Source organism: Rhizobium sp. BK251 (assembly GCF_004345245.1).
GTDB lineage: Bacteria > Pseudomonadota > Alphaproteobacteria > Rhizobiales > Rhizobiaceae > Rhizobium.
The window spans coordinates 302,909-323,010 of record NZ_SLUQ01000003.1; the positions used below are offsets into that span (position 1 = coordinate 302,909).

The window sequence follows — 20,102 nt, forward strand, 5'->3', positions numbered from 1 at the left end:
GGTTAGATGGCGTCTATGCCTGTTTCACCGGTGCGGATGCGAATGACCTCTTCCACATTGGAGACGAAAATCTTTCCATCGCCAATGCGCCCGGTCTGTGCGGCCTTGCGGATAGCGTCGATGACGGCTTCCGCATTTTCGTCCGCCAGGACGACTTCGACTTTCACCTTTGGCAGGAAATCGACGACGTATTCGGCGCCACGGTAGAGCTCCGTGTGACCTTTCTGACGACCGAAGCCTTTTGCTTCCGTAACTGTGATGCCTTGCAGGCCGACTTCTTGAAGGGCTTCCTTCACCTCGTCAAGCTTGAAAGGCTTTATGATCGCTTCGATCTTTTTCATGAGAAAATGCTCTCCGCTTCTCCCGTTAAAGCAGGAATATACCCGCTCGCCCTAGCCAATGCAGTTATCGTGCCAATCGACACAGAACTTTCACGAAAATCTTTCGGATTTTGCTGATAGAGCGCCAATTCGTGGGGATTCCGACATGAAAATGAATGCAATTTGACCCAAAAACCGCCAGAGGGCGCAAAAAGTGGCGGAGACCTGAAGGCCTCCCCGTTCGAATGGAACGCCTAATTTCACCTCAATATGCCTACTATTTATTCATCTGCATAAGTTCACCGCACTTTTTGCCGGATAGAGCGTGGTTGTTTTTCGCGCAGTTTTTGAATTCAATGGCGTCATGGAAATTGCACTTTCAGACTTGCTTCTCCTGCCATCCGAGATGGCCAAGGTCGATGCGGCCGCCGCCGCGTCCGGAATCGATTCCTTCGGCCTGATGCAGAAGGCGGGATGGGCGGTCGCAGCCGCGGCCCTGCGCCACTTTCCCGAGGCGTTGCGCTTTGTCGTACTTTGCGGACCCGGCAACAACGGCGGCGACGGATACGTGGCTGCCCGCGCATTGGATGACGCCGGAGCCGAGGTCGCCATCTTCCGGCTCGGCGAGACCCAAAAGCTCAAGGGCGATGCTGCGAAGGCATATGGGCTTTGCCCGATCGCGGGGCTGCCCATCGAGGAATACGCGCCGCACGAAGGCGATGTCGTTATCGATGCGATCTTCGGCGCGGGGCTCGACCGCACCGTGCCACCAGTCCTTGCGGAAGTGATCCACCGCGTTGCAAGTGCGAATGTGCCCGTACTGGCGGTCGATCTTCCATCGGGCCTCGACGGCAGGGCGGGCGTGCCCCTTGGAGCCGCATTCCGATCAGCTCATACCGTTACGTTCATGACCCGCAAACCTGGCCACCTGCTGATGCCGGGGCGCGAACTCTGCGGCACAATCGAGGTGGTGGATATCGGCATTCCGCAGAGGATTGTCCGCGCCGAGGCCCGCAGTGGAATAGCTGCAAACATGCCACTTCAATGGCGTGATGCGTCACCCTCCGCGCAGATGGATACGCACAAATACAAGCGCGGCCACCTTGTCGTCTTCTCCGGCGGTGCCACCGCTACTGGGGCGGCGCGGCTCGCGGCCGGAGCGGGTTTGAAGGCGGGGGCTGGGCTCGTGACGATCGCTTCGCCGGAGGCCGCACTTTCCGCTAATGCCGCCCACCTGACCGCGATCATGCTTCGGGCTGTCGCCGACGAGGCGGCCCTGGCGCGATGGCTTGCCGACGATCGACTGCAGACCTTCGTGCTCGGGCCGGGTTTTGGCATCGGCGAGACGGCGCGGCAATATGTAAGGTCGCTGAGCGGTCGCCGCCTGGTGCTCGACGCGGATGGCATCAGTTCCTTCGTGGAGGCACGTGAAGAGCTTTTCGGGGCCTTTGCCGGAGGTGCGTGCCGGCTTGTCCTTACCCCGCATGAGGGAGAGTTTGCACGGCTCTTCCCCGATATCGCCTCCAACGAGGGGACGAGCAAAGTGGAAAAGGCACGGGACGCGGCCGCCCGATCCAATGCCGTCGTCATCTACAAGGGAGCAGACACCGTTATTGCAGCGCCGGACGGCAGAGCATTGATCAATACCAATGCGCCGCCTTGGCTTGCGACAGCAGGGTCAGGCGACGTGCTGGCCGGCATCACCGGCGGCCTGCTCGCACAGGGAATGCCGGCCTTCGAAGCCGCGGCGGCGGCCGTGTTCCTGCATGGCGAAGCCGGGCAGCGGGCAGGGCATGGGCTGACGGCAGAGGATCTCGTGGCCGAGGTCAGGGCGCTCTGATCAGCCGGGCAGGTCGACCTTCTCCTGCAGGGCGATTGCGCCGTGCGGCGCGTTGACCTTGCCCTCGTGGATGATGAAAGCGAAGACCTCGCGAGGAACGGCCGTGACCTTGCGCTTTGGATCGACCAGCTCGAGATCGTCCGGAACCTTGCCCTCGGACCAAGTGTGCAGGCGCTTCGCCCAAGATTTGAGGTCGTCCGGCGGATAGCAGGTCTTGATGTCGTCCGAACCCTTCTGCAGCCGCGCATAGACGAAATCGGCCGTAACATCGGCTATCATCGGATAGTCGAAGTGCTCGGCACAAACCGGCGCAACACCGTACTTGGCAAGAAGCTCCACGAATTCCGGTACCTTGAACGAGTCGTGGCGCACCTCGACGACATGCCGGAGCGGCAGGCCATCCTGCTTGTCCGGCAAGAGCCTCAGGAATGCCTCGAAATCATCGGGATCGAATTTCTTCGTCGGCGCGAATTGCCAGAGGATCGGTCCGAGGTGCGGACCGAGCTCCGTCAGGCCCTGTGTCAGGAACCTCTCCATGGATTCGCCTGCTTCAGCCAATACGCGCCGGTTGGTGACGAAGCGGCTGGCCTTGAGGGAGAAGACGAAGCCTTCCGGCACGTCCGCACCCCACTTGGCAAAGGTCTCGGGCTTCTGCGAACTGTAGTAGGTCCCGTTGATTTCGATGACCTTCAGCTTGCGGCTGGCATAATGCAGCTCGTCCTTCTGCTTCAGCTCGGCCGGATAGAAATGGCCGCGCCAGGGCTCGAAGGTCCAGCCGCCAACGCCGATCCGAATCTCACCAGATTTCGTCATCTCCCCTCCCGTTTTATTTCCCTGCTTATTCTGCCGCCACCACTCGCTTCATCGGACGCCGTTCCAGCAACTCCTTGAGAAAGTGGCCGGTATAGGAACGAGGCTCGCGGACAACGTCTTCCGGCGTGCCTGTCGCAACGATCTCGCCGCCACCGTCACCGCCCTCGGGACCGAAATCAAGGACCCAGTCGGCCGTCTTGATGACCTCCAGATTGTGCTCGATGACGACGACCGAATTGCCCTGATTGACCAGTTCGTGAAGCATCTCGAGAAGCTTGGCGACGTCATGAAAATGCAGGCCTGTCGTCGGCTCGTCCAGAATGTATAGAGTGCGGCCCGTCGAGCGCTTCGACAGTTCCTTGGCGAGCTTGACGCGCTGCGCCTCGCCGCCCGAAAGCGTGTTGGCCTGCTGGCCGACCTTGATATAGCCGAGGCCGACATCGAAGAGCGACTGCAGCTTGTCGCGCACGGCCGGCACGGCAGTGAAGAACTCCACGCCTTCCTCGACCGTCATGTCGAGCACGTCGGCAATCGACTTGCCCTTGAAGGTGACATCCAGCGTCTCGCGATTGTAGCGTTTGCCGTGGCAGACGTCGCAAGTGACATAGACGTCAGGCAGGAAGTGCATCTCGATCTTGATGACGCCGTCGCCCTGGCAGGCTTCGCAGCGCCCGCCCTTGACGTTGAACGAGAAGCGGCCAGGCTGATAGCCCCGCGCCTTCGCCTCCGGCAGGCCGGCGAACCAGTCGCGGATCGGCGTGAAGGCACCGGTATAGGTGGCGGGGTTCGAGCGCGGAGTGCGGCCGATCGGCGACTGGTCGATGTCGATGACCTTGTCGATATGTTCGAAGCCGTCGATACGGTCGTGATCTGCCGGTATTTCGCGCGCGCCCATGACGCGGCGGGCGGCGGACTTATAGAGGGTCTCGATCAGGAAGGTGGATTTCCCTCCGCCTGAAACCCCGGTCACTGCGGTGAAAACCCCGAGCGGGATGGCTGCTGTAACATTCTTGAGATTGTTGCCGCGGGCGCCGACGACCCGGATCTCCTTGCCCTTCTTTACCTTGCGGCGTTGTGTGGGCACGGGAACACCGAGCTCGCCCGAAAGATATTTCCCGGTCAGCGATTTCGGGTTGGCCATGATGTCCTGCGGCGTGCCGTGGGCGACGACCTGGCCGCCGTGAACGCCGGCAGCAGGGCCGATATCGACAACGTCGTCCGCCGACAGGATCGCGTCCTCGTCATGCTCCACGACAATCACAGTGTTGCCGATGTCCCGAAGATGTTTCAGCGTTTCAAGCAGGCGGGCATTGTCCCGCTGATGCAGGCCGATCGACGGCTCGTCCAAGACATAGAGGACACCGGTGAGACCCGAGCCGATCTGCGAGGCGAGCCGGATGCGCTGGCTTTCGCCGCCGGAGAGCGTCCCCGAATTGCGGGAGAGGCTCAGATACTCGAGGCCAACGTCGTTCAGGAAGCGAAGGCGGTCACGGATCTCCTTGAGAATGCGCACCGCGATTTCGTTCTGCTTGGCGTTGAGGTTGGCCGGCAGTACCTCGAACCAGTCGCGGGCGACGCGGATCGACATATTGGTGACTTCGCCGATATGGAGCTTGTTGATCTTCACGGCCAGCGCCTCGGGCTTCAAGCGGAAGCCATTGCAGGCCGGGCAGGGTGCTGCCGACATGAAGCGTTCGATTTCCTCGCGCGCCCAGGCAGAATCCGTTTCCTTCCAACGCCGCTCGAGATTTGGAATGATGCCTTCGAAGTTCTTGTGCGTCGTGTAGGAGCGCGCGCCATCGGCATAGTGGAATTCGATCTTTTCCTCTGTGCCGTTGAGGATGACGTCCTTCGCCTTTTCCGAAAGATCGCTCCAGCGGCTGCCGAGCTTGAAGCCGTGGTGCTTGCCGAGCGCCTCGAGCGTCTGGTTATAGTACGGGGAGGTCGACTTCGCCCAGGGTGCGACGGCACCATCTCGCAAGGTGCGCTCCGGCTCCGGCACGATGAGGTCCGCATCGATCTTCTGCAGCGATCCCAGCCCATCGCAAGAAGGGCAGGCGCCGGAGGGATTGTTGAACGAGAAAAGCCGCGGCTCGATTTCCGGGATCGTGAAGCCGGAAACAGGGCAGGCGAATTTTTCCGAGAAGAGCACGCGCTCATGCGTCTCGTTGAGCGATTTGTTTGCGGAACCTCCGGCGGCAGTCTCCTCCGGCGGTAGCGGCTTGTCGGCGAATTCCGCGACGGCCAGCCCATCGGCAAGCTTGAGGGAGGTCTCGAGGCTGTCGGCCAGACGCGCCGATACGTCGGATCGCACGACGATGCGGTCCACGACCACGTCGATGTCGTGCTTGTACTTCTTGTCCAGCGCCGGCGCGTCGGCGATCTCGTAGAATTGGCCGTCCACCTTGACGCGCTGGAAGCCCTTCTTCATCAGCTCCGCCAGTTCCTTCTTGTATTCGCCCTTGCGGCCCCGGACGAGCGGCGCAAGGATATAAAGCCGCGTGCCTTCCTCGAAGTCGAGGATGCGGTCGACCATCTGGCTCACCGTCTGGCTCTCGATCGGCAGGCCCGTCGCCGGCGAATAGGGAACGCCGACGCGCGCGAAGAGCAGGCGCATGTAGTCGTAGATTTCCGTGACCGTACCGACCGTCGAGCGAGGGTTGCGGGAGGTGGTCTTCTGCTCGATGGAAATCGCCGGCGAGAGCCCGTCGATCTGGTCGACATCGGGCTTCTGCATCATCTCGAGAAACTGGCGGGCATAGGCCGACAGGCTCTCGACATAACGTCGCTGTCCCTCGGCATAGATCGTATCGAAGGCGAGCGACGATTTGCCCGAGCCAGAAAGCCCCGTCATGACGATAAGCTTGTTGCGCGGCAGGTCGAGATCAATGCCCTTGAGATTGTGTTCACGCGCGCCACGAATGGAGATCGTCTTCAGTTCGCTCATCTTGTCTAGCTTCTGTCCGGTGATGTCAGCCCTTATTTAGTGATGCGGGCCAGCGAGTCGAGGCGGAAAATTTCAGGTCAAGTAAGGTTTTCGATTCTGTTGACACGATCATAGCGATAAACTAGAACAAATAAAGAACAAAATTCCTTGTGGATTAAATGCCGCAGGTCGGTAATGGCGGCCGCGATCGTTTAAGATGCAGGAAATGGCAAGCGCCGCCGGACAGGGCGGCAGTTAGGATATTCGCATGGCTGGTAGCGTAAACAAGGTAATTCTGATCGGAAACGTGGGCGCGGACCCGGAAATCCGTCGCACGCAGGACGGCCGGCCGATCGCAAATCTGCGCATAGCCACTTCGGAAACCTGGCGCGACCGCAATTCCGGTGAACGCCGCGAGAAGACCGAGTGGCACACTGTGGTCGTCTTCAACGAGGGCCTGTGCAAGGTCGTCGAGCAATATGTGAAGAAGGGCGCCAAGCTCTACATCGAAGGCGCGCTGCAGACCCGCAAGTGGCAGGACCAGCAGGGTCAGGACCGCTATTCGACGGAAATCGTGCTGCAGGGCTTCAACTCGACGCTCACCATGCTCGATGGGCGTGGCGAGGGCGGCGGTGCGAGCTCCGGCGGTGGTCGCGGCAACAACGACTTCGGCGGCGGCGGTTACGGCGACGACTACGGCTCATCGGCTCCGTCGTCGAGCCGTGGTGGCGGCGCGCCCGCAGGTGGCGGCGGCGGTAACTTTTCGCGCGATCTCGACGACGATATTCCGTTCTGATCGACTATTGAGACTGTGGTAGACGGCGCCTTCGGGCGCCGTTTTGCGTTAGTGCGGCGTCGCGCTGATCAGGTTCAGCGCTGACTTGGTGCCGTCTACGACGAACTGCGCGGCCAGCGCCGCAAGGATGACGCCGAGAAGGCGCGTCAGGATCGCCCGGCCCGTAGCGCCGAGGAAGCGGTCGATGCGATCGGCGACAAGCAGCGCAAAGAGCATCAACAGCAGGTTGACGGCGATGACTCCGATGAGCTGCGCCCGCTCGAGGGTGGAGGAGAGCGCGCCGGAAAGCAGGATCGTTGCCGAGATCGCGCCGGGACCCGCGATGAGCGGCAGCGCCAGCGGGAAGACCGCGATATTCTGAATGTGATCCTTGGTAATGGCCACCTCGGTGGTCTTTTCCTTCCTGTCCTGCCGCTTCTCGAAAATCATCTCGAAGGCGATCCAGAACAGAAGCAGGCCGCCCGCGATGCGGAAGGCGCCGATCGAAATCCCGAGCACGCCGAGCACGCTCGCTCCGAAAAGGGCAAAGACGGCCAGAATGAAGAAGGCGATGATCGTGCCGCGGATCGCCACCTGCCTGCGCTCCGGCCGGTTCATGCCGACAGTGAGCCCGAGGAATATCGGAGCGAGGCCCGGAGGATCGATGGTGACAAGCAGGGTCGTGAAGGCATTGATCAACACGTCGGATGTGGCCATGATCGCTCCCGGCGACGGGAAAATTCCCGTGTAGATGATTGTTATGCGAGGATTCGCGTTTAGCAAAGGCCAACTAGTCGGCCTGTTGTCGGACCTGCCCCGGAATCGCCTCGTTTGCCGTCTTTAGAACGCAAAAGTCTGTTTAAAAGCACCCACCAAAATTGGCGTGGCGCGGGCCTTTGGGCTATAAATTCCGCAGTGATTCTAGAAGAGATCGTGATCCGTCTTGACTGAGCAACTACCTACCGGCGGCGGCAAGTATCCGCCAGGCATTGAGCCAATTTCCATCATGGAGGAAATGCAGCGGTCGTATCTCGACTACGCCATGAGCGTGATCGTGAGCCGCGCCCTCCCTGACGTGCGTGACGGGCTGAAGCCGGTGCACCGGCGTATCCTCTACGGCATGTCGGAGCTCGGCATCGACTGGAACAAGAAATACGTGAAGTGCGCCCGCGTGACCGGTGACGTGATGGGTAAATTCCATCCGCACGGCAATGCCGCGATTTACGATGCACTGGCGCGCATGGCGCAGGACTGGTCGCTGCGCCTGCCGCTGATCGACGGGCAGGGCAACTTCGGCTCGGTCGACGGCGATCCGCCGGCGGCGGAACGTTACACGGAGTGCCGCCTGCAGAAGGCCGCGCACTCGCTGCTCGACGATCTCGACAAGGAAACTGTCGATTTCCGCGACAACTATGACGGCACGCTCTCGGAGCCCGTCGTCGTTCCCGCGAAATTCCCGAACCTCCTGGTCAATGGCGCCGGCGGCATCGCGGTCGGCATGGCGACCAACATTCCGCCGCACAATCTCTCCGAAGTCATCGACGCCTGCATCGCGCTTATCAATGATCCCGCGATCGAGCTGCCGGAACTGATGAAGATCATTCCCGGACCGGACTTTCCGACGGGGGCGATGATCCTCGGCCGTTCCGGCATCAGGGCAGCCTACGAGACTGGCCGCGGTTCGGTCATGATGCGCGGCGTGGCGACGATCGAGCCGATGCGCGGCGATCGCGAGCAGATCATCATCACCGAGATCCCCTACCAGGTGAACAAGGCCACGATGATCGAAAAGATGGCCGAGCTGGTGCGCGAGAAGCGCATCGAGGGCATCTCCGATCTGCGCGACGAGTCCGATCGCCAGGGCTATCGCGTCGTCGTCGAGTTGAAGCGCGACGCCAATGCAGAAGTCATCCTGAATCAGCTCTACCGCTACACGCCGCTGCAGACGTCCTTCGGCTGCAACATGGTGGCGCTCAACGGCGGCAAGCCGGAACAGCTGACGCTCCTCGATATGCTGCGCGCCTTTGTCTCGTTCAGAGAAGAAGTTGTTAGCCGGCGAACAAAATTCCTGCTCCGCAAGGCGCGCGAACGCGCTCACGTCCTCGTCGGTCTGGCGATTGCTGTAGCGAATATCGACGAGGTCATCCGCGTCATCCGCCAGGCGCCCGATCCGCAGTCGGCGCGCGAGGAATTGATGACGCGCCGGTGGCCGGCGGAGGACGTCGAGAGCCTGATCCGGCTGATCGACGATCCGCGTCACCGGATTAATGACGACGAGACCTACAATCTTTCCGAGGAACAGGCTCGCGCCATCCTCGAACTGCGCCTGGCGCGTCTGACCGCACTGGGTCGCGACGAAATAGGCGACGAACTCAATAAGATAGGCGAGGAAATTAAGGATTACCTTGAGATCCTTTCTTCGCGCGTTCGTATCCAGACCATCGTCAAGGACGAGCTTACGGCAGTCAGAGACGAGTTCGGGACGCCGCGTCGTACGGAGATCATCGACGGCGGCCTCGAGATGGACGACGAGGACCTTATCGCGCGCGAGGACATGGTCGTCACAGTGTCGCATCTCGGCTACATCAAGCGCGTGCCGCTGACGACGTACCGCGCGCAGCGCCGCGGCGGCAAGGGCCGCTCCGGCATGACCACCCGCGACGAGGATTTCGTTAGTCGGCTATTCGTAGTCAATACCCATACGCCGGTTCTGTTCTTCTCCTCGCGCGGCATCGTCTACAAGGAGAAGGTCTGGCGGTTGCCGATCGGCACCCCGACCTCGCGCGGCAAGGCGCTGATCAACATGCTTCCGCTGGAGTCTGGTGAGCGCATCACCACCATTCTTCCGCTGCCCGAGGACGAGGACAGCTGGGACAACCTCGACGTCATGTTCTCGACGACGCGCGGCACGGTGCGCCGCAACAAGCTGTCGGACTTCGTCCAGGTCAACCGTAACGGCAAGATTGCGATGAAGCTCGACGAAGAGGGCGACGAAATCCTCTCGGTCGAGACCTGTACGGAGCACGACGACGTGCTTCTGACGACTGCACTCGGCCAGTGCATCCGCTTCCCGGTCGATGACGTCCGTGTTTTTGCCGGCCGCAACTCGATCGGGGTGCGCGGCATCAATCTGGGCGAGGGCGACAGCATCATCTCGATGACGATCGTCGGGCATGTGGATGCCGCTCCGTGGGAGCGCGCCGCCTATCTCAAGCGGTCGGCTGCTGAACGCCGCGCCACGGGCATCGACGAGGACGATATCGCCCTTGTCGGCGAGGAGGTCACCGAGGAGGGACAGCTGACGGACGAGCGCTATGAGGAGCTCAAGACGCAGGAACAGTTCGTTCTGACGGTTTCCGAAAAGGGCTTCGGCAAGCGGTCTTCTTCCTACGACTTCCGTATCTCCGGACGCGGCGGCAAGGGCATCCGTGCGACGGATACGTCGAAGACGGCCGAGATCGGCCTCTTGGTTGCTGCCTTCCCGGTCGAAGATGGCGACCAGATCATGCTGGTCTCGGATGGCGGCCAGCTTATCCGCGTGCCCGTCGGTGGCATTCGCATCGCGAGCCGTGCGACGAAGGGCGTGACGATCTTCTCCACGGCAAAGGACGAAAAGGTCGTTTCCGTCGAGCGCATTAGCGAGCCGGACGGCGAGGATGAGGACGAGGGAGAAACTCCCGAGGCAGGTGTTGCCGAGGGCGAAGCCGGAGCGGGCGACACGCCGGAAAGCTCCGGAGAGTAGCCGCTGCGCCGGTTCTGAAAGATAGGGCGGACGATAAGATGTCTGCCCTTTTTTGATGCCGGCCATCGAGCGGTCCCAGGTGTGTCCCTGGTTGTGGTGTGACTAGATATGCGCCGCCGGCAGGCGCAATGCTGCAACGGTGGCGCGGGGAGGAAGGACAATCATGTCGGGGATCATCAAGACCATTGTCGTTGCAATTGCCCGCAATGGCGTGATCGGCCGCGAGGGAGGCTTGCCCTGGCGGCTTTCGACGGACCTGAAGCGGTTCAAGGCACTCACTCTCGGCAAACCCGTCGTGATGGGCCGAAAGACCTTCGAATCGATTGGTCGTCCATTGCCTGGAAGGCCGAATGTCGTCGTCACGCGCAACAAGGATTTCTCGGCCGAAGGCGTAAGCGCCGCTTCCTCGCTCGCGGAGGCCATCGAGATGGCATCGGCGCTCGCGGTGGCGAATGGCAGCGATGAGATCTGTATCATCGGCGGAGGCGATATCTATCGCCAGGCACTCGACGAGGTGGATCAGTTGCAGGTGACCCACGTCGAGGCGGATGTCGAAGGAGACGCTTTCTTCCCGGCCATCGATCCTGCCACGTGGGAAGCCGTCGAGGAAACGCACGTTCCTGCTGGCGAGAAGGACAGCTACGCGACCCGCTTTTCCACTTACAGACGCCGAGACGGCCAAAAATCAACTATTTTTCAATAAATCGAGCGAAGCTCTTGACGCTGCGTTGAAAGCATCAGCGCCGATACCTATAACGGTGACAGTCGCACTAGGCCATTGCCCCCATGGAATTGTGCGGCATCGGGAATAGCAACAGTTTATGAGGTCTTGATGCCTTGGAGCAATCAAAACGGCGGCGGCGGCCCTTGGGGCGGCGGCGGTGGTGGTAATCAGGGTCCCTGGGGTCAGGGACCGAACAGGCCGCGCGGAAGCGGTGGCAAAGGGGGGCCGCCCGATCTGGAAGAAATCATCCGGCGGGGACAGGATCGGTTGCGAAGTGTCGTACCGGGCGGCTTCAACGGGGGCGTTTTCCTTATTCTCGGCGCCGTTGTCCTGATCTTCTGGCTCATCCAGTGCATCTACACGATCCAGCCGGACGAACGTGGTGTCGAACTGCGCTTCGGCAGGCCGCGCGAGGAAGTTTCGCTGCCGGGCCTGCATTTCCATTTCTGGCCCATGGACACGGTCGAAGTCGTGAAGGTTACGGAGCAACAGCAGAACATCGGCGGGCGCGCGTCTGCGAACTCGTCCACGGGTCTCATGCTTTCCGGTGACCAGAACATCGTCAACGTGCAGTTCTCGGTGCTCTACACCGTCACCGATCCAAGGGCGTTCCTCTTTAATCTCGAAAATCCGGCTGAGACGCTGCAACAGGTCTCTGAAAGCGCGATGCGCGAAGTGGTCGGGCGTCGTCCGGCACAGGATATTTTCCGTGATGCGCGCGCGCAGATCGGCACCGAGGTTCGCGCCATCATCCAGGGCACCATGGATCGTTATGGCGCCGGCATTTCCATTAATGCACTGACCATCGAGGATGTCGCACCGCCGCGCGAAGTGGCCGACGCCTTCGAGGAAGTACAGCGCGCTGACCAGGACAAGCAGCGTCTTGTCGAAGAAGCGAACCAATATGCCAACCAGAAGCTCGGTGGCGCACGAGGCGATGCCGCGCAGATCCGCGAAGCGGCTGCTGCGTATAAGGACCGCGTCGTCAAGGAAGCGGAAGGTGAGGCACAGCGCTTCGTTTCCGTCTACGACGAATACAAGAAGGCGCCGGATGTGACGCGTAAGCGTCTGTTCCTGGAGACTATGGAGTCGGTTCTGAAGGGATCCAACAAGGTAATCATCGATGAGAAGCAGGGCCAGGGAGTCGTTCCCTACCTACCGCTCAACGAGCTCGCGCGGCCGTCAAGCCAGACGCCTGCAACCCAGCAGCAGGAGGCCAAGTGATGACCAACAGGCTTCCCGCAATTCTCATCGGTCTGGCAGTCGTACTGCTGATCGTCTATTCGTCGGTCTTCGTGGTGAACGCGCGCGAGCAGGCAGTCGTCGTACGCTTCGGTCAGATTCAGTCAGTCAAAACCGAGCCCGGCATATACTTCAAGCTGCCCTTCGCCTTCATGGATGCCGACCGCGTCCAATATGTCGAAAAGCAGGAACTGCGCTTCGACCTCGACAATATCCGAGTGCAGGTTTCCGGCGGTGCGTTCTATGACGTGGATGCCTTCGTCATCTACAAGATCAGCGACGCGCGGCGCTTCCGCGAAACCGTGTCCGGCGACCGCGAGGCGGCCGAGTCTCGGCTTCGTACCCGTCTCGATTCATCCTTGCGTCGCGTCTACGGTCTGAGGGGCTTCGATGCCGCTCTTTCCAACGAGCGCGCGTCGATGATGACGGAGGTTCGTGACGACCTCCATCGCGACGCCGAAAATCTCGGTATCGATATCGAAGACGTTCGCATTCGCCGGACGGATCTGACGCAGGACGTTTCGCAGCAGACTTATAACCGCATGCGGGCCGAGCGCCTCGCCGAGGCCGAACTGCTTCGCGCCGAGGGTACCGAGGAAGGCCAGCGGCGGCGGGCAATTGCCGACCGTCAGGTCGTCGAGATCGTTGCCGACGCGCAGCGCGAATCGGAAATCCTGCGTGGTCAGGGTGATGCGGAACGCAACCGCGTGTTTGCCGACGCCTTTACGCGTGACCCGAGCTTCTTCGAGTTCTATCGCTCGATGGCCGCCTACGGCCAGGCGCTGGCCACCTCTGGCACGACAATGGTGCTTTCGCCGAATTCGGAGTTCTTCCGGTACTTCGACAATGCGAATGGCAGCGGGCCGACTGCCGCGGCTCCAGCCGTCCCGGCCGCGGTGCCCCCGGCAACGCCTTCACCCGCACCTGCACCGTCAAACTGACATTCTGACGCCATGCCGACCTCATTGTCGGCATGGCATTAGACGTCGCTTGCCTTCTCACGATCCCGACGCTTTTCGGCTTCGGGATCGTGCTCGAAGTACGCAGCCGGCGTGCGTGCACCGGACAAATATGGACGCCTAGCAACTGACGGCCCATTCGCGAAAAGGTGATTTCGCCCTCCATCATTCCGCCGTATGCTTGTGCTCACCGTCTGTATTCAAAAAGCTCAGAAGAACGGGGATGCCTGATGGCCACCAGCATACGATCGCCTTTTAGACGACCAGTCGCCTTGATGGCAGGCGCGGCATTTCTAGCATGCATTTCGGCGAACGGCCCCGCCTTCGCCCAGTCGCAGGAACCCGGCAACAATGGTGCTGTGAGCGGCACTGAGGGCAGCATCGCCGCGGTTCCGCCCGCAGTCAGCGCGCCAGCCCCTTCGACCGACGGAAGTGTACCGCCAGCAGCCCCCCAGGCCGCCATGCCCCCCGCGGCCAGCGGTCCAGCTCCGTCGATCGGCGAAAGCGTGGCGCCAGCTGCTCCCCAAATTGCCGTGCCGCAAGCAGGCGGGCCCGCATCTGTCGCAGATCTCGCGAGCGGGCTCCTCGACGCAGTCGTCAACATCTCCACTTCGCAGAAGGTGAAGGACGACGACACGGGACCGGCGCCGCGCATACCCGATGGTTCGCCGTTCCAGGAGTTCTTCAATGACTTCTTCAAGGGGCAGGGTGGCGGTCGCACCGATCACAACGTCAATTCGCTGGGCTCGGGCTTCGTCATCGATCCGGCAGGCTACATCGTCACCAATAACCACGTCATCGAAGGCGCCGACGATATCGAGGCCATCTTTCCGAACGGCACCAAGTTGAAGGCCAAGCTGATCGGGACGGACACGAAGACGGACCTTTCGGTCCTGAAGGTCGAGCCCAAGCAGCCGCTCAAGGCCGTGAAGTTCGGCGATTCGAGCAACATGCGTATCGGCGACTGGGTGATGGCGATCGGCAATCCCTTCGGCCTCGGCGGCTCCGTGACGGTCGGCATCATCTCGGCGCGCGGCCGCAACATCAATGCCGGTCCCTACGATAATTTCATCCAGACGGATGCGGCCATCAACAAGGGCAATTCCGGCGGTCCGCTCTTCAACATGAAGGGCGAGGTCATAGGCATCAACACGGCGATCATTTCGCCGAGCGGCGGCTCCATCGGCATCGGCTTCTCGGTTCCGTCCGAGCTTGCTGAAAACGTCGTGAAGCAGCTGATGGAATATGGGGAGACCAGGCGCGGCTGGCTCGGTGTCCGGATCCAGCCGGTGACCGACGATGTTGCCGACAGCCTTGGCCTCGATACGGCGCGCGGCGCGCTCGTCGCGGGCGTCATCAAGGGTGGCCCGGTGGACAACGGTGCCATCAAGGCGGGCGACGTCATTCTGAGGTTCGACGGCAAGCCGGTCAACGAGATGCGCGATCTGCCGCGTGTCGTGGCCGAAAGCCCGGTCGGCAAGGAAGTGGATGTCGTGATCCTGCGCGACGGCAAGGAGCAGACCGTCAAGGCGACGCTCGGACGTCTCGAGGACAGCGACCAGGCAGCACTCGACAGCTCCGCGCCTGATGGCGGCTCGGGCGACGGCGGCGATGTCATCGTCCCGGACGACGGTGAGAACAACGATATGGACTCCCCGGATACCGGCGAACAGGACCAGGCCCCGGGCGCGGATCAGCAGGATCAGACCCAGCAGTCGCCGGCACCCGATGCCAAATCCGCCAAGAATGTGCTCGGCCTCTCGCTGTCGCTCCTGAGCGCGGAAACGCGGAAGACTTTCGGTATTGCCGACAGCGTTGACGGCGTCGTCATCACCGAGGTGACGCCCAATTCGACGGCGGCTGAAAGGGGCCTGAAGGCCGGCGATGTTATCGTGCAGGTTGGTCAGGAGTTCATGCAGAATCCCGACGCGGTAGAGTCCAGGATCGCCAAGCTGAAGCAGCAGGGGCGCCGCAACGCGCAGCTCATGATTGCCTCGGGGAATGGCGACCTTCGGATCGTCGCGGTGCCAATGGAATAGGTAGGCCTCCCTCAGCTATTACGGGACGCAAGCGCCTGCCATTCGGAACGCGAAATGCTGTAGAGCACGTGTCGCTTAAGGGCGAGGTGACTGTCCGGTACGCGCGGATGATTGAAATCTCGGACCGGGTCGTGCCGCATGCCAATCCGCCGCATGACGGAGGTCGAGCGAACATTGGTGGTCACGGCAAAGGAGACAACCTCATCGAGGCCGAGCGTGTCGAAGGCGTGGATGAGGAGAGCTTTCGCCGCCTCGGTGACGTGGCCCTGTCCCCAGAAGCGCTCGGCGAGCCGCCAGCCTATCTCGACCGTGCCATCCGGCAGATGCGGTTCGAGATCGGTGCGGGTAAGCCCGCAGAAGCCGATCGCCTCTTCAGTCGTCTTCAATTCGAGCGCATACAAGCCGAGGCCGGTCTCGTCGATGATGCCGCGGTTGCGGTCGAGGAGTTCATCCGCTTCCTCGCGGCTGCGGCGCATGGGAAAGAACTCCATGACGCGCTCGTGCGCCAGTTTCGAACGACGAGGCGATCCGTTTCGAGGATGACCATCAGCTCTCCGTTACGAAATCGGTCTTGCGGTATCCCTGAATGTAGAGAAGGGCGGTAAGGTCGCCATGGTTCACGCGCATCTTGGCCTCTGCCGCGACGGCTGGCTTGGCGTGGAGAGCGACTCCAGATCCCGCCAGGTGCAACATGCCGAGGTCGTTGGCTCCATCCCCGACTGCAATGGCCTCTTCCACCGATATGCCGAGCCGTCTGGAAATGTCGTTGAGAGCATCGACCTTCGCCTGCTTCCCGAGAATCGGCTCGGCGACGAAGCCGCTCAACAGTCCACCTTCTTCCAGCAAAATGTTCGCGCGGTTTTCGTGAAAGCCGAGCTTGGCGCCGATCGGATTGGTAAAGACCGTGAAGCCGCCCGAGACAAGCGCGGTATGGAAACCCTTCGCCTTCATCGTCGCGATCAGTTCCGGTCCGCCCGGCGTGAGCGTGATACGCTTCGCGATGACCTCATCGACAACGGAGACAGGCAAGCCCTTCAGAAGCGCCACGCGCTCGCGCAGTGCGGGTTCGAAGGCGATCTCGCCGTTCATGGCGCGGGCGGTGATTGCGGCGACCTTCTCCTTGAGACCGACTTCCGCCGCGAGCTCATCGATGCATTCCTGACCGATCATCGTGGAGTCCATGTCGGCGATCAGCAGCCTCTTGCGCCGCGTCTCCTGCTCCTGGACGACGAGATCGATGGGGCTCGGACCGATCACGCCGAGGATCGCGGCCTCAGCAGCCTGCAGGCCCGCGCCGTCGCGCAGCGCGATATCGCAGGCGACGCCATCGGCAAGCCAATAGAGACCGGACGCGTTGACAGCCTCCGCCGCCCGTTCGGCTATCGCAGGGACAAGAACAGGATTTGACGGATTGGCAACAAGCGTGGCAACGAGAGCCATGGCGAAGAACCTTGCAGAAAGTACGGATGCGATCCTGATAACCGGGCCAACGGCAAGCGGCAAGTCCGCACTCGCCGTGAGGCTGGCGAAGGAGACCGGCGGCGTGGTGGTCAATGCCGATAGCATGCAGGTCTACGACACGCTGCGTGTGTTGACGGCACGGCCATCCGAGCAGGAAATGCACGGCATTCCTCATCATCTCTACGGTCATGTGCCGGCCTCCCAGCTTTACTCGACCGGAGCGTGGCTCCGCGACGTTTCGGCGCTGATGGAGCGGCTGCGAGCCGAAGGGCGGATTCCCGTTTTCGTCGGGGGAACAGGGCTTTATTTCACGGCGCTGACAGGCGGACTTTCGGATATGCCCGCGATTCCCGCCGATGTCCGGGCAAGGCTTCGCCGGCGGCTGGAGGAGGAAGGACCGGCGCGGTTGCACGCGGAGCTCGGCGAGCGCGATCCGGCGGTGGCGACCGTCCTCCGTCCGCAGGACGGCCAGCGGATCCTGCGCGCCCTCGAGGTGATCGAGGCGACCGGCCAATCCATCGCGAGCTTCCAGGGCAGGGCAGGCCCAGTGATCGTTGATCCGGAGCGCGCACGCAAGATCGTCGTCCTGCCGGACCGTACCGTGCTTCACGACCGCATCAACCGGCGCTTCGAGCAGATGCTGGACCACGGCGCGGAGGAAGAGGTGAAGGCGTTGCTCGAGCTGCGCCTTTCGCCCGAGATGCCCGTCATGAAGGCGATCGGCGTTTCGCAGATCGCGGCCATGCTCGATGGCCGGATGGCTCGAGAAGAGGTGGTCGAGAACGGTGCTGCGGCGACCCGGCAGTATGCCAAGCGCCAGATGACGTGGTTCCGCAACCAGATGGACGAAAGCTGGGAGAGGTACGCGGCAATCTAGGGGGTAGCCGTCCTGCGTGGATTGACCTCCTCGCCATGCGCTCTAGCCACTTGGCCTCGTTGCCGATCCACTGGCTTATAGAAGCCCGTAGCACCGATGCGCGGCATCAATCCTTGTTATAAAGGCTGCTCAGCGGCTTCTTCAGGATGCTTTCCCTGAGAGACATGCCCGGTTCGCGGCGCGTTGGCGGAGTCGGCGCAGGGGCCGGCTGCGGGGCCGTGGGTGTGCGGTGAAACGATCGGTCATCGCCATAGAGCTCGCGCCGCACCGACTCGAAGCGGTCGTCGGTGCTGTTCCGAGGCGCGTGAGACAGCGGTGCAGGCGTGGCCGCAGCGCCGGGCAGCATCTCCGGTCGGTAAGGCTCTACCGAAGGCTGGGTCGGGGCATGATGGGGTACGTGGGCTTCCTCGCGCATTGTGGCGGGGTGCGCCTCATCGATCTCGTCAAGGATGCCCGGGCGGGTGTTGTGTGATGCACTGAGGTAGCTCTGCTGGAACGACGAGATGTCGGGACCGCTGACGGAGCGCATGCGCGTGACGATGGTGCGCAGGTCGACGGTATCGGGATCTTCCTCGGATGTACGCACCGTCACGCCATTCGCCTTTGGCAGGCGGTTCTGCTCGACACGAGAGAAGCGCATACGCATCGGCACCATGATTGCCTCACCGAAGGCGATCGCCTCGCCGTTGCCGATCGACGAGAGGAAGCTCGTCGTGGAAATCGAGGAGTTCGGGATCGCCGAGCGGATGATATCCTGGTCGCGGTCGTTGGCGAGACGCATGGCGAACAGTGTCGAGCACTGCGACAGGATCGTCTGATCGAGTTCACCCGGCCGCTGCGTGATGATGCCCAGCGAAACGCCGTATTTGCGCCCTTCCTTGGCGATGCGGGCGATCGCCTGGCGCGTCGGCAGGAAGCCGAGGGTCGTATCGGACGGGATATAGCGGTGGGCTTCCTCGCAAACGACAAGCATATGGATGGCGCCTTCGCTCCACAGGCCGATCTCGAAGGCCATCCGGCAAAGCACCGATGCGACTGAGTTGACGACTTCCGAGGGAATGCCGGCGAGCTGGAAGGTACAGATGGGCCGGTCGTCGCCAGGTATTCGGAAGATCTGCGCGACTGTCTCCATGATCGTGTCGCTGATCGTGTTGTTGGAGAACATGAAATGGTAGCGCGGGTCGTTGATCGCTGCGACGATGCGCATCTTCAGCGAGCGGAGGACTGGCTTTTCTCCACGCCCTTCAAGGCGTCCGATGCGCTCGTCGATCAGCGCCAGAAGATCTGCCATGCGATAAGGCACCGGGGTATCGGCCGTTACCGAGCTCTTTTCCGCCTGCCGGCGCACCAACGGCGCGTCGGTGCCGCGGAAGGCGCGCTTGGCCTCGGGCAGGAGATCGCGAAGCATGTCGAGTTCGTCGGGCACCGGGGGGCGACCACGGAAGATCACTTCGGCGAACTCCTCGAGGCGCATCAGCCAGAAAGGCAGGTCGAGCGTTTCGGTATCGATGACCACCGCATGATCGGGAAACGCGGCGGCAAATTCGTTGTGCGGATCGAGGATGAGAACCCTGAGCTTCGGATCCGCTTCGATGGCCTTGTGCAGGAGAAGCGAGACGGCTGTCGACTTGCCGACGCCGGTCGAGCCAACGACCGCGAAATGCTTCGAAAGCATCGAGGGGATATGGATCGCGGCGTCGATGGTGTCGTCCTGGGTGAGGCGGCCGATAACGCACGTGCTGCCCTTGCCGGCATCGTAGATGCGCATAAGGTCGGACGAGCGGATGCGGTGAGCGATCGCGCCGAGATGAGGATAGCGCGAAATGCCGGTCGAGAACTCCTCGCGGCCATCGGGGTGAACGCGCACCTCGCCGAGAAGCTCGGTCTCGATACGGAAATAGTTGTCCTGGCCTTCGCTCCAGGCGTGGCTCCCGGTATTCATGGAGTAGACTAGGGCGACGACGCGGTTGGAGCCGACGCTGATTGAAATAAGGCGCCCCACCGACCAGAGCTCGGTAAGGTCGGTACCGCCCGATTCTGCCGTGGCGGCAATCGTTGCCTGCGAGCCGCTACACGCGACCACGCGGCCGAGAAAGCGGTTCCCGGGCGCCAGGCTATCACGACGATCCTGTTCGCCGGCCTTACTCGACGTCTGCAAGTCGTTGTTTCGCAAAGGGCTACTCCCTGCTCCTTGTGTGAGGATAGGAATGATCGATTAATAAACCCCTTCCGCTACGACACATACTAATGACCCACAAAACGTGCACGAGTTCAGCGAGTTGTCGGCGGTGGCGTTTTTTTATTGCTTGACGCGTTGACGCTACGAAATTTTCTGTCTATCAATTCCGCCCATGAAAAACTCGATCGTTCTTATCGTGGTGGGA

14 protein-coding genes and 1 pseudogene are annotated in these 20,102 nt (G+C 61.7%); 8 read left to right on the plus strand and 7 right to left on the minus strand.

The window, feature by feature from the left end; translation table 11 throughout:
- Window positions 1-2: 2 nt before the first annotated feature.
- The gene (locus tag EV286_RS08520) at window positions 3-341 is read right to left on the minus strand and encodes a P-II family nitrogen regulator (RefSeq protein WP_003539626.1); all 339 of its coding nucleotides are present in this window, start codon (window positions 339-341) and stop codon (window positions 3-5) included.
- A 343-nt stretch (window positions 342-684) separates the two neighbouring features.
- Here EV286_RS08520 and EV286_RS08525 point away from each other — a divergent pair, with 343 nt between their 5' ends.
- Window positions 685-2,160, plus strand: a complete 1,476-nt coding sequence (locus EV286_RS08525) for an NAD(P)H-hydrate dehydratase (protein WP_132956597.1) — start codon at window positions 685-687, stop codon at window positions 2,158-2,160.
- Here EV286_RS08525 and EV286_RS08530 read toward each other — a convergent pair whose 3' ends face one another.
- Both EV286_RS08530 and uvrA read right to left on the minus strand, forming a co-directional pair.
- On the minus strand, window positions 2,161-2,973 hold the full coding sequence (locus EV286_RS08530; protein WP_132956598.1) for a DUF72 domain-containing protein: 813 nt from the start codon (window positions 2,971-2,973) through the stop codon (window positions 2,161-2,163).
- A 25-nt stretch (window positions 2,974-2,998) separates the two neighbouring features.
- Complete coding sequence (gene uvrA, locus EV286_RS08535; protein ID WP_132956599.1) at window positions 2,999-5,920, minus strand: excinuclease ABC subunit UvrA; 2,922 nt, start codon at window positions 5,918-5,920, stop codon at window positions 2,999-3,001.
- Between the two features lie 247 nt (window positions 5,921-6,167).
- Between uvrA and EV286_RS08540 the strand changes: the two genes are divergently transcribed.
- On the plus strand, window positions 6,168-6,695 hold the full coding sequence (locus EV286_RS08540) for a single-stranded DNA-binding protein (RefSeq protein WP_132956600.1): 528 nt from the start codon (window positions 6,168-6,170) through the stop codon (window positions 6,693-6,695).
- 48 nt (window positions 6,696-6,743) lie between these two features.
- On the opposite strand, the gene EV286_RS08545 is transcribed toward EV286_RS08540, so the two are convergent.
- Window positions 6,744-7,391, minus strand: a complete 648-nt coding sequence (locus EV286_RS08545; RefSeq protein ID WP_132956601.1) for a MarC family protein — start codon at window positions 7,389-7,391, stop codon at window positions 6,744-6,746.
- Window positions 7,392-7,617: 226 nt separating this feature from the next.
- Here EV286_RS08545 and gyrA point away from each other — a divergent pair, with 226 nt between their 5' ends.
- The 5 genes from gyrA to EV286_RS08570 all read left to right on the plus strand — a co-directional run bounded on the left by gyrA (window position 7,618) and on the right by EV286_RS08570 (window position 15,380).
- Window positions 7,618-10,416, plus strand: a complete 2,799-nt coding sequence (gyrA, locus tag EV286_RS08550; RefSeq protein WP_132956602.1) for a DNA gyrase subunit A — start codon at window positions 7,618-7,620, stop codon at window positions 10,414-10,416.
- A gap of 163 nt (window positions 10,417-10,579) precedes the next feature.
- Complete coding sequence (locus EV286_RS08555; RefSeq protein WP_132956603.1) at window positions 10,580-11,119, plus strand: dihydrofolate reductase; 540 nt, start codon at window positions 10,580-10,582, stop codon at window positions 11,117-11,119.
- A 129-nt stretch (window positions 11,120-11,248) separates the two neighbouring features.
- On the plus strand, window positions 11,249-12,364 hold the full coding sequence (gene hflK, locus EV286_RS08560; RefSeq protein WP_132956604.1) for an FtsH protease activity modulator HflK: 1,116 nt from the start codon (window positions 11,249-11,251) through the stop codon (window positions 12,362-12,364).
- A complete protein-coding gene (locus EV286_RS08565) occupies window positions 12,361-13,323 on the plus strand; it encodes a protease modulator HflC (RefSeq protein WP_132956605.1) in 963 nt (320 codons plus the stop codon). Before hflK ends, EV286_RS08565 begins: the two co-directional genes overlap by 4 nt.
- Before the next feature lie 248 nt (window positions 13,324-13,571).
- Entirely contained in the window at window positions 13,572-15,380 is a 1,809-nt protein-coding gene (locus tag EV286_RS08570) for a DegQ family serine endoprotease (protein ID WP_132956606.1), read from the plus strand.
- An 11-nt stretch (window positions 15,381-15,391) separates the two neighbouring features.
- On the opposite strand, the pseudogene EV286_RS08575 reads toward EV286_RS08570, so the two are convergent.
- Window positions 15,392-15,927 (minus strand): annotated as a pseudogene (locus tag EV286_RS08575) (GNAT family N-acetyltransferase).
- Complete coding sequence (serB, locus tag EV286_RS08580) at window positions 15,927-16,820, minus strand: phosphoserine phosphatase SerB (protein ID WP_132956607.1); 894 nt, start codon at window positions 16,818-16,820, stop codon at window positions 15,927-15,929. The pseudogene EV286_RS08575 and the gene serB overlap by 1 nt, the downstream one beginning before the upstream one ends.
- Here serB and miaA point away from each other — a divergent pair.
- The gene (gene miaA, locus EV286_RS08585) at window positions 16,819-17,718 is read left to right on the plus strand and encodes a tRNA (adenosine(37)-N6)-dimethylallyltransferase MiaA (RefSeq protein WP_132956608.1); all 900 of its coding nucleotides are present in this window, start codon (window positions 16,819-16,821) and stop codon (window positions 17,716-17,718) included. The genes serB and miaA overlap by 2 nt on opposite strands.
- A gap of 106 nt (window positions 17,719-17,824) precedes the next feature.
- On the opposite strand, the gene EV286_RS08590 is transcribed toward miaA, so the two are convergent.
- Window positions 17,825-19,891 (minus strand): ATP-binding protein, encoded by a 2,067-nt coding sequence (locus EV286_RS08590; protein ID WP_132956609.1) that lies wholly within the window; start codon window positions 19,889-19,891, stop codon window positions 17,825-17,827.
- Window positions 19,892-20,102 lie beyond the last annotated feature (211 nt).

Bases quoted from the DNA above. Each gene is read 5' to 3' on its own strand.
- EV286_RS08530 (WP_132956598.1), bottom strand. From the start codon at position 2,973: ATGACGAAATCTGGTGAGATTCGGATCGGCGTTGGCGGCTGGACCTTC.
- EV286_RS08540 (WP_132956600.1), top strand. From the start codon at position 6,168: ATGGCTGGTAGCGTAAACAAGGTAATTCTGATCGGAAACGTGGGCGCG.
- EV286_RS08545 (WP_132956601.1), bottom strand. From the start codon at position 7,391: ATGGCCACATCCGACGTGTTGATCAATGCCTTCACGACCCTGCTTGTC.
- uvrA (WP_132956599.1), bottom strand. From the start codon at position 5,920: ATGAGCGAACTGAAGACGATCTCCATTCGTGGCGCGCGTGAACACAAT.
- EV286_RS08525 (WP_132956597.1), top strand. From the start codon at position 685: ATGGAAATTGCACTTTCAGACTTGCTTCTCCTGCCATCCGAGATGGCC.
- EV286_RS08520 (WP_003539626.1), bottom strand. From the start codon at position 341: ATGAAAAAGATCGAAGCGATCATAAAGCCTTTCAAGCTTGACGAGGTG.
- miaA (WP_132956608.1), top strand. From the start codon at position 16,819: ATGGCGAAGAACCTTGCAGAAAGTACGGATGCGATCCTGATAACCGGG.
- hflK (WP_132956604.1), top strand. From the start codon at position 11,249: ATGCCTTGGAGCAATCAAAACGGCGGCGGCGGCCCTTGGGGCGGCGGC.
- EV286_RS08570 (WP_132956606.1), top strand. From the start codon at position 13,572: ATGGCCACCAGCATACGATCGCCTTTTAGACGACCAGTCGCCTTGATG.
- serB (WP_132956607.1), bottom strand. From the start codon at position 16,820: ATGGCTCTCGTTGCCACGCTTGTTGCCAATCCGTCAAATCCTGTTCTT.
- EV286_RS08555 (WP_132956603.1), top strand. From the start codon at position 10,580: ATGTCGGGGATCATCAAGACCATTGTCGTTGCAATTGCCCGCAATGGC.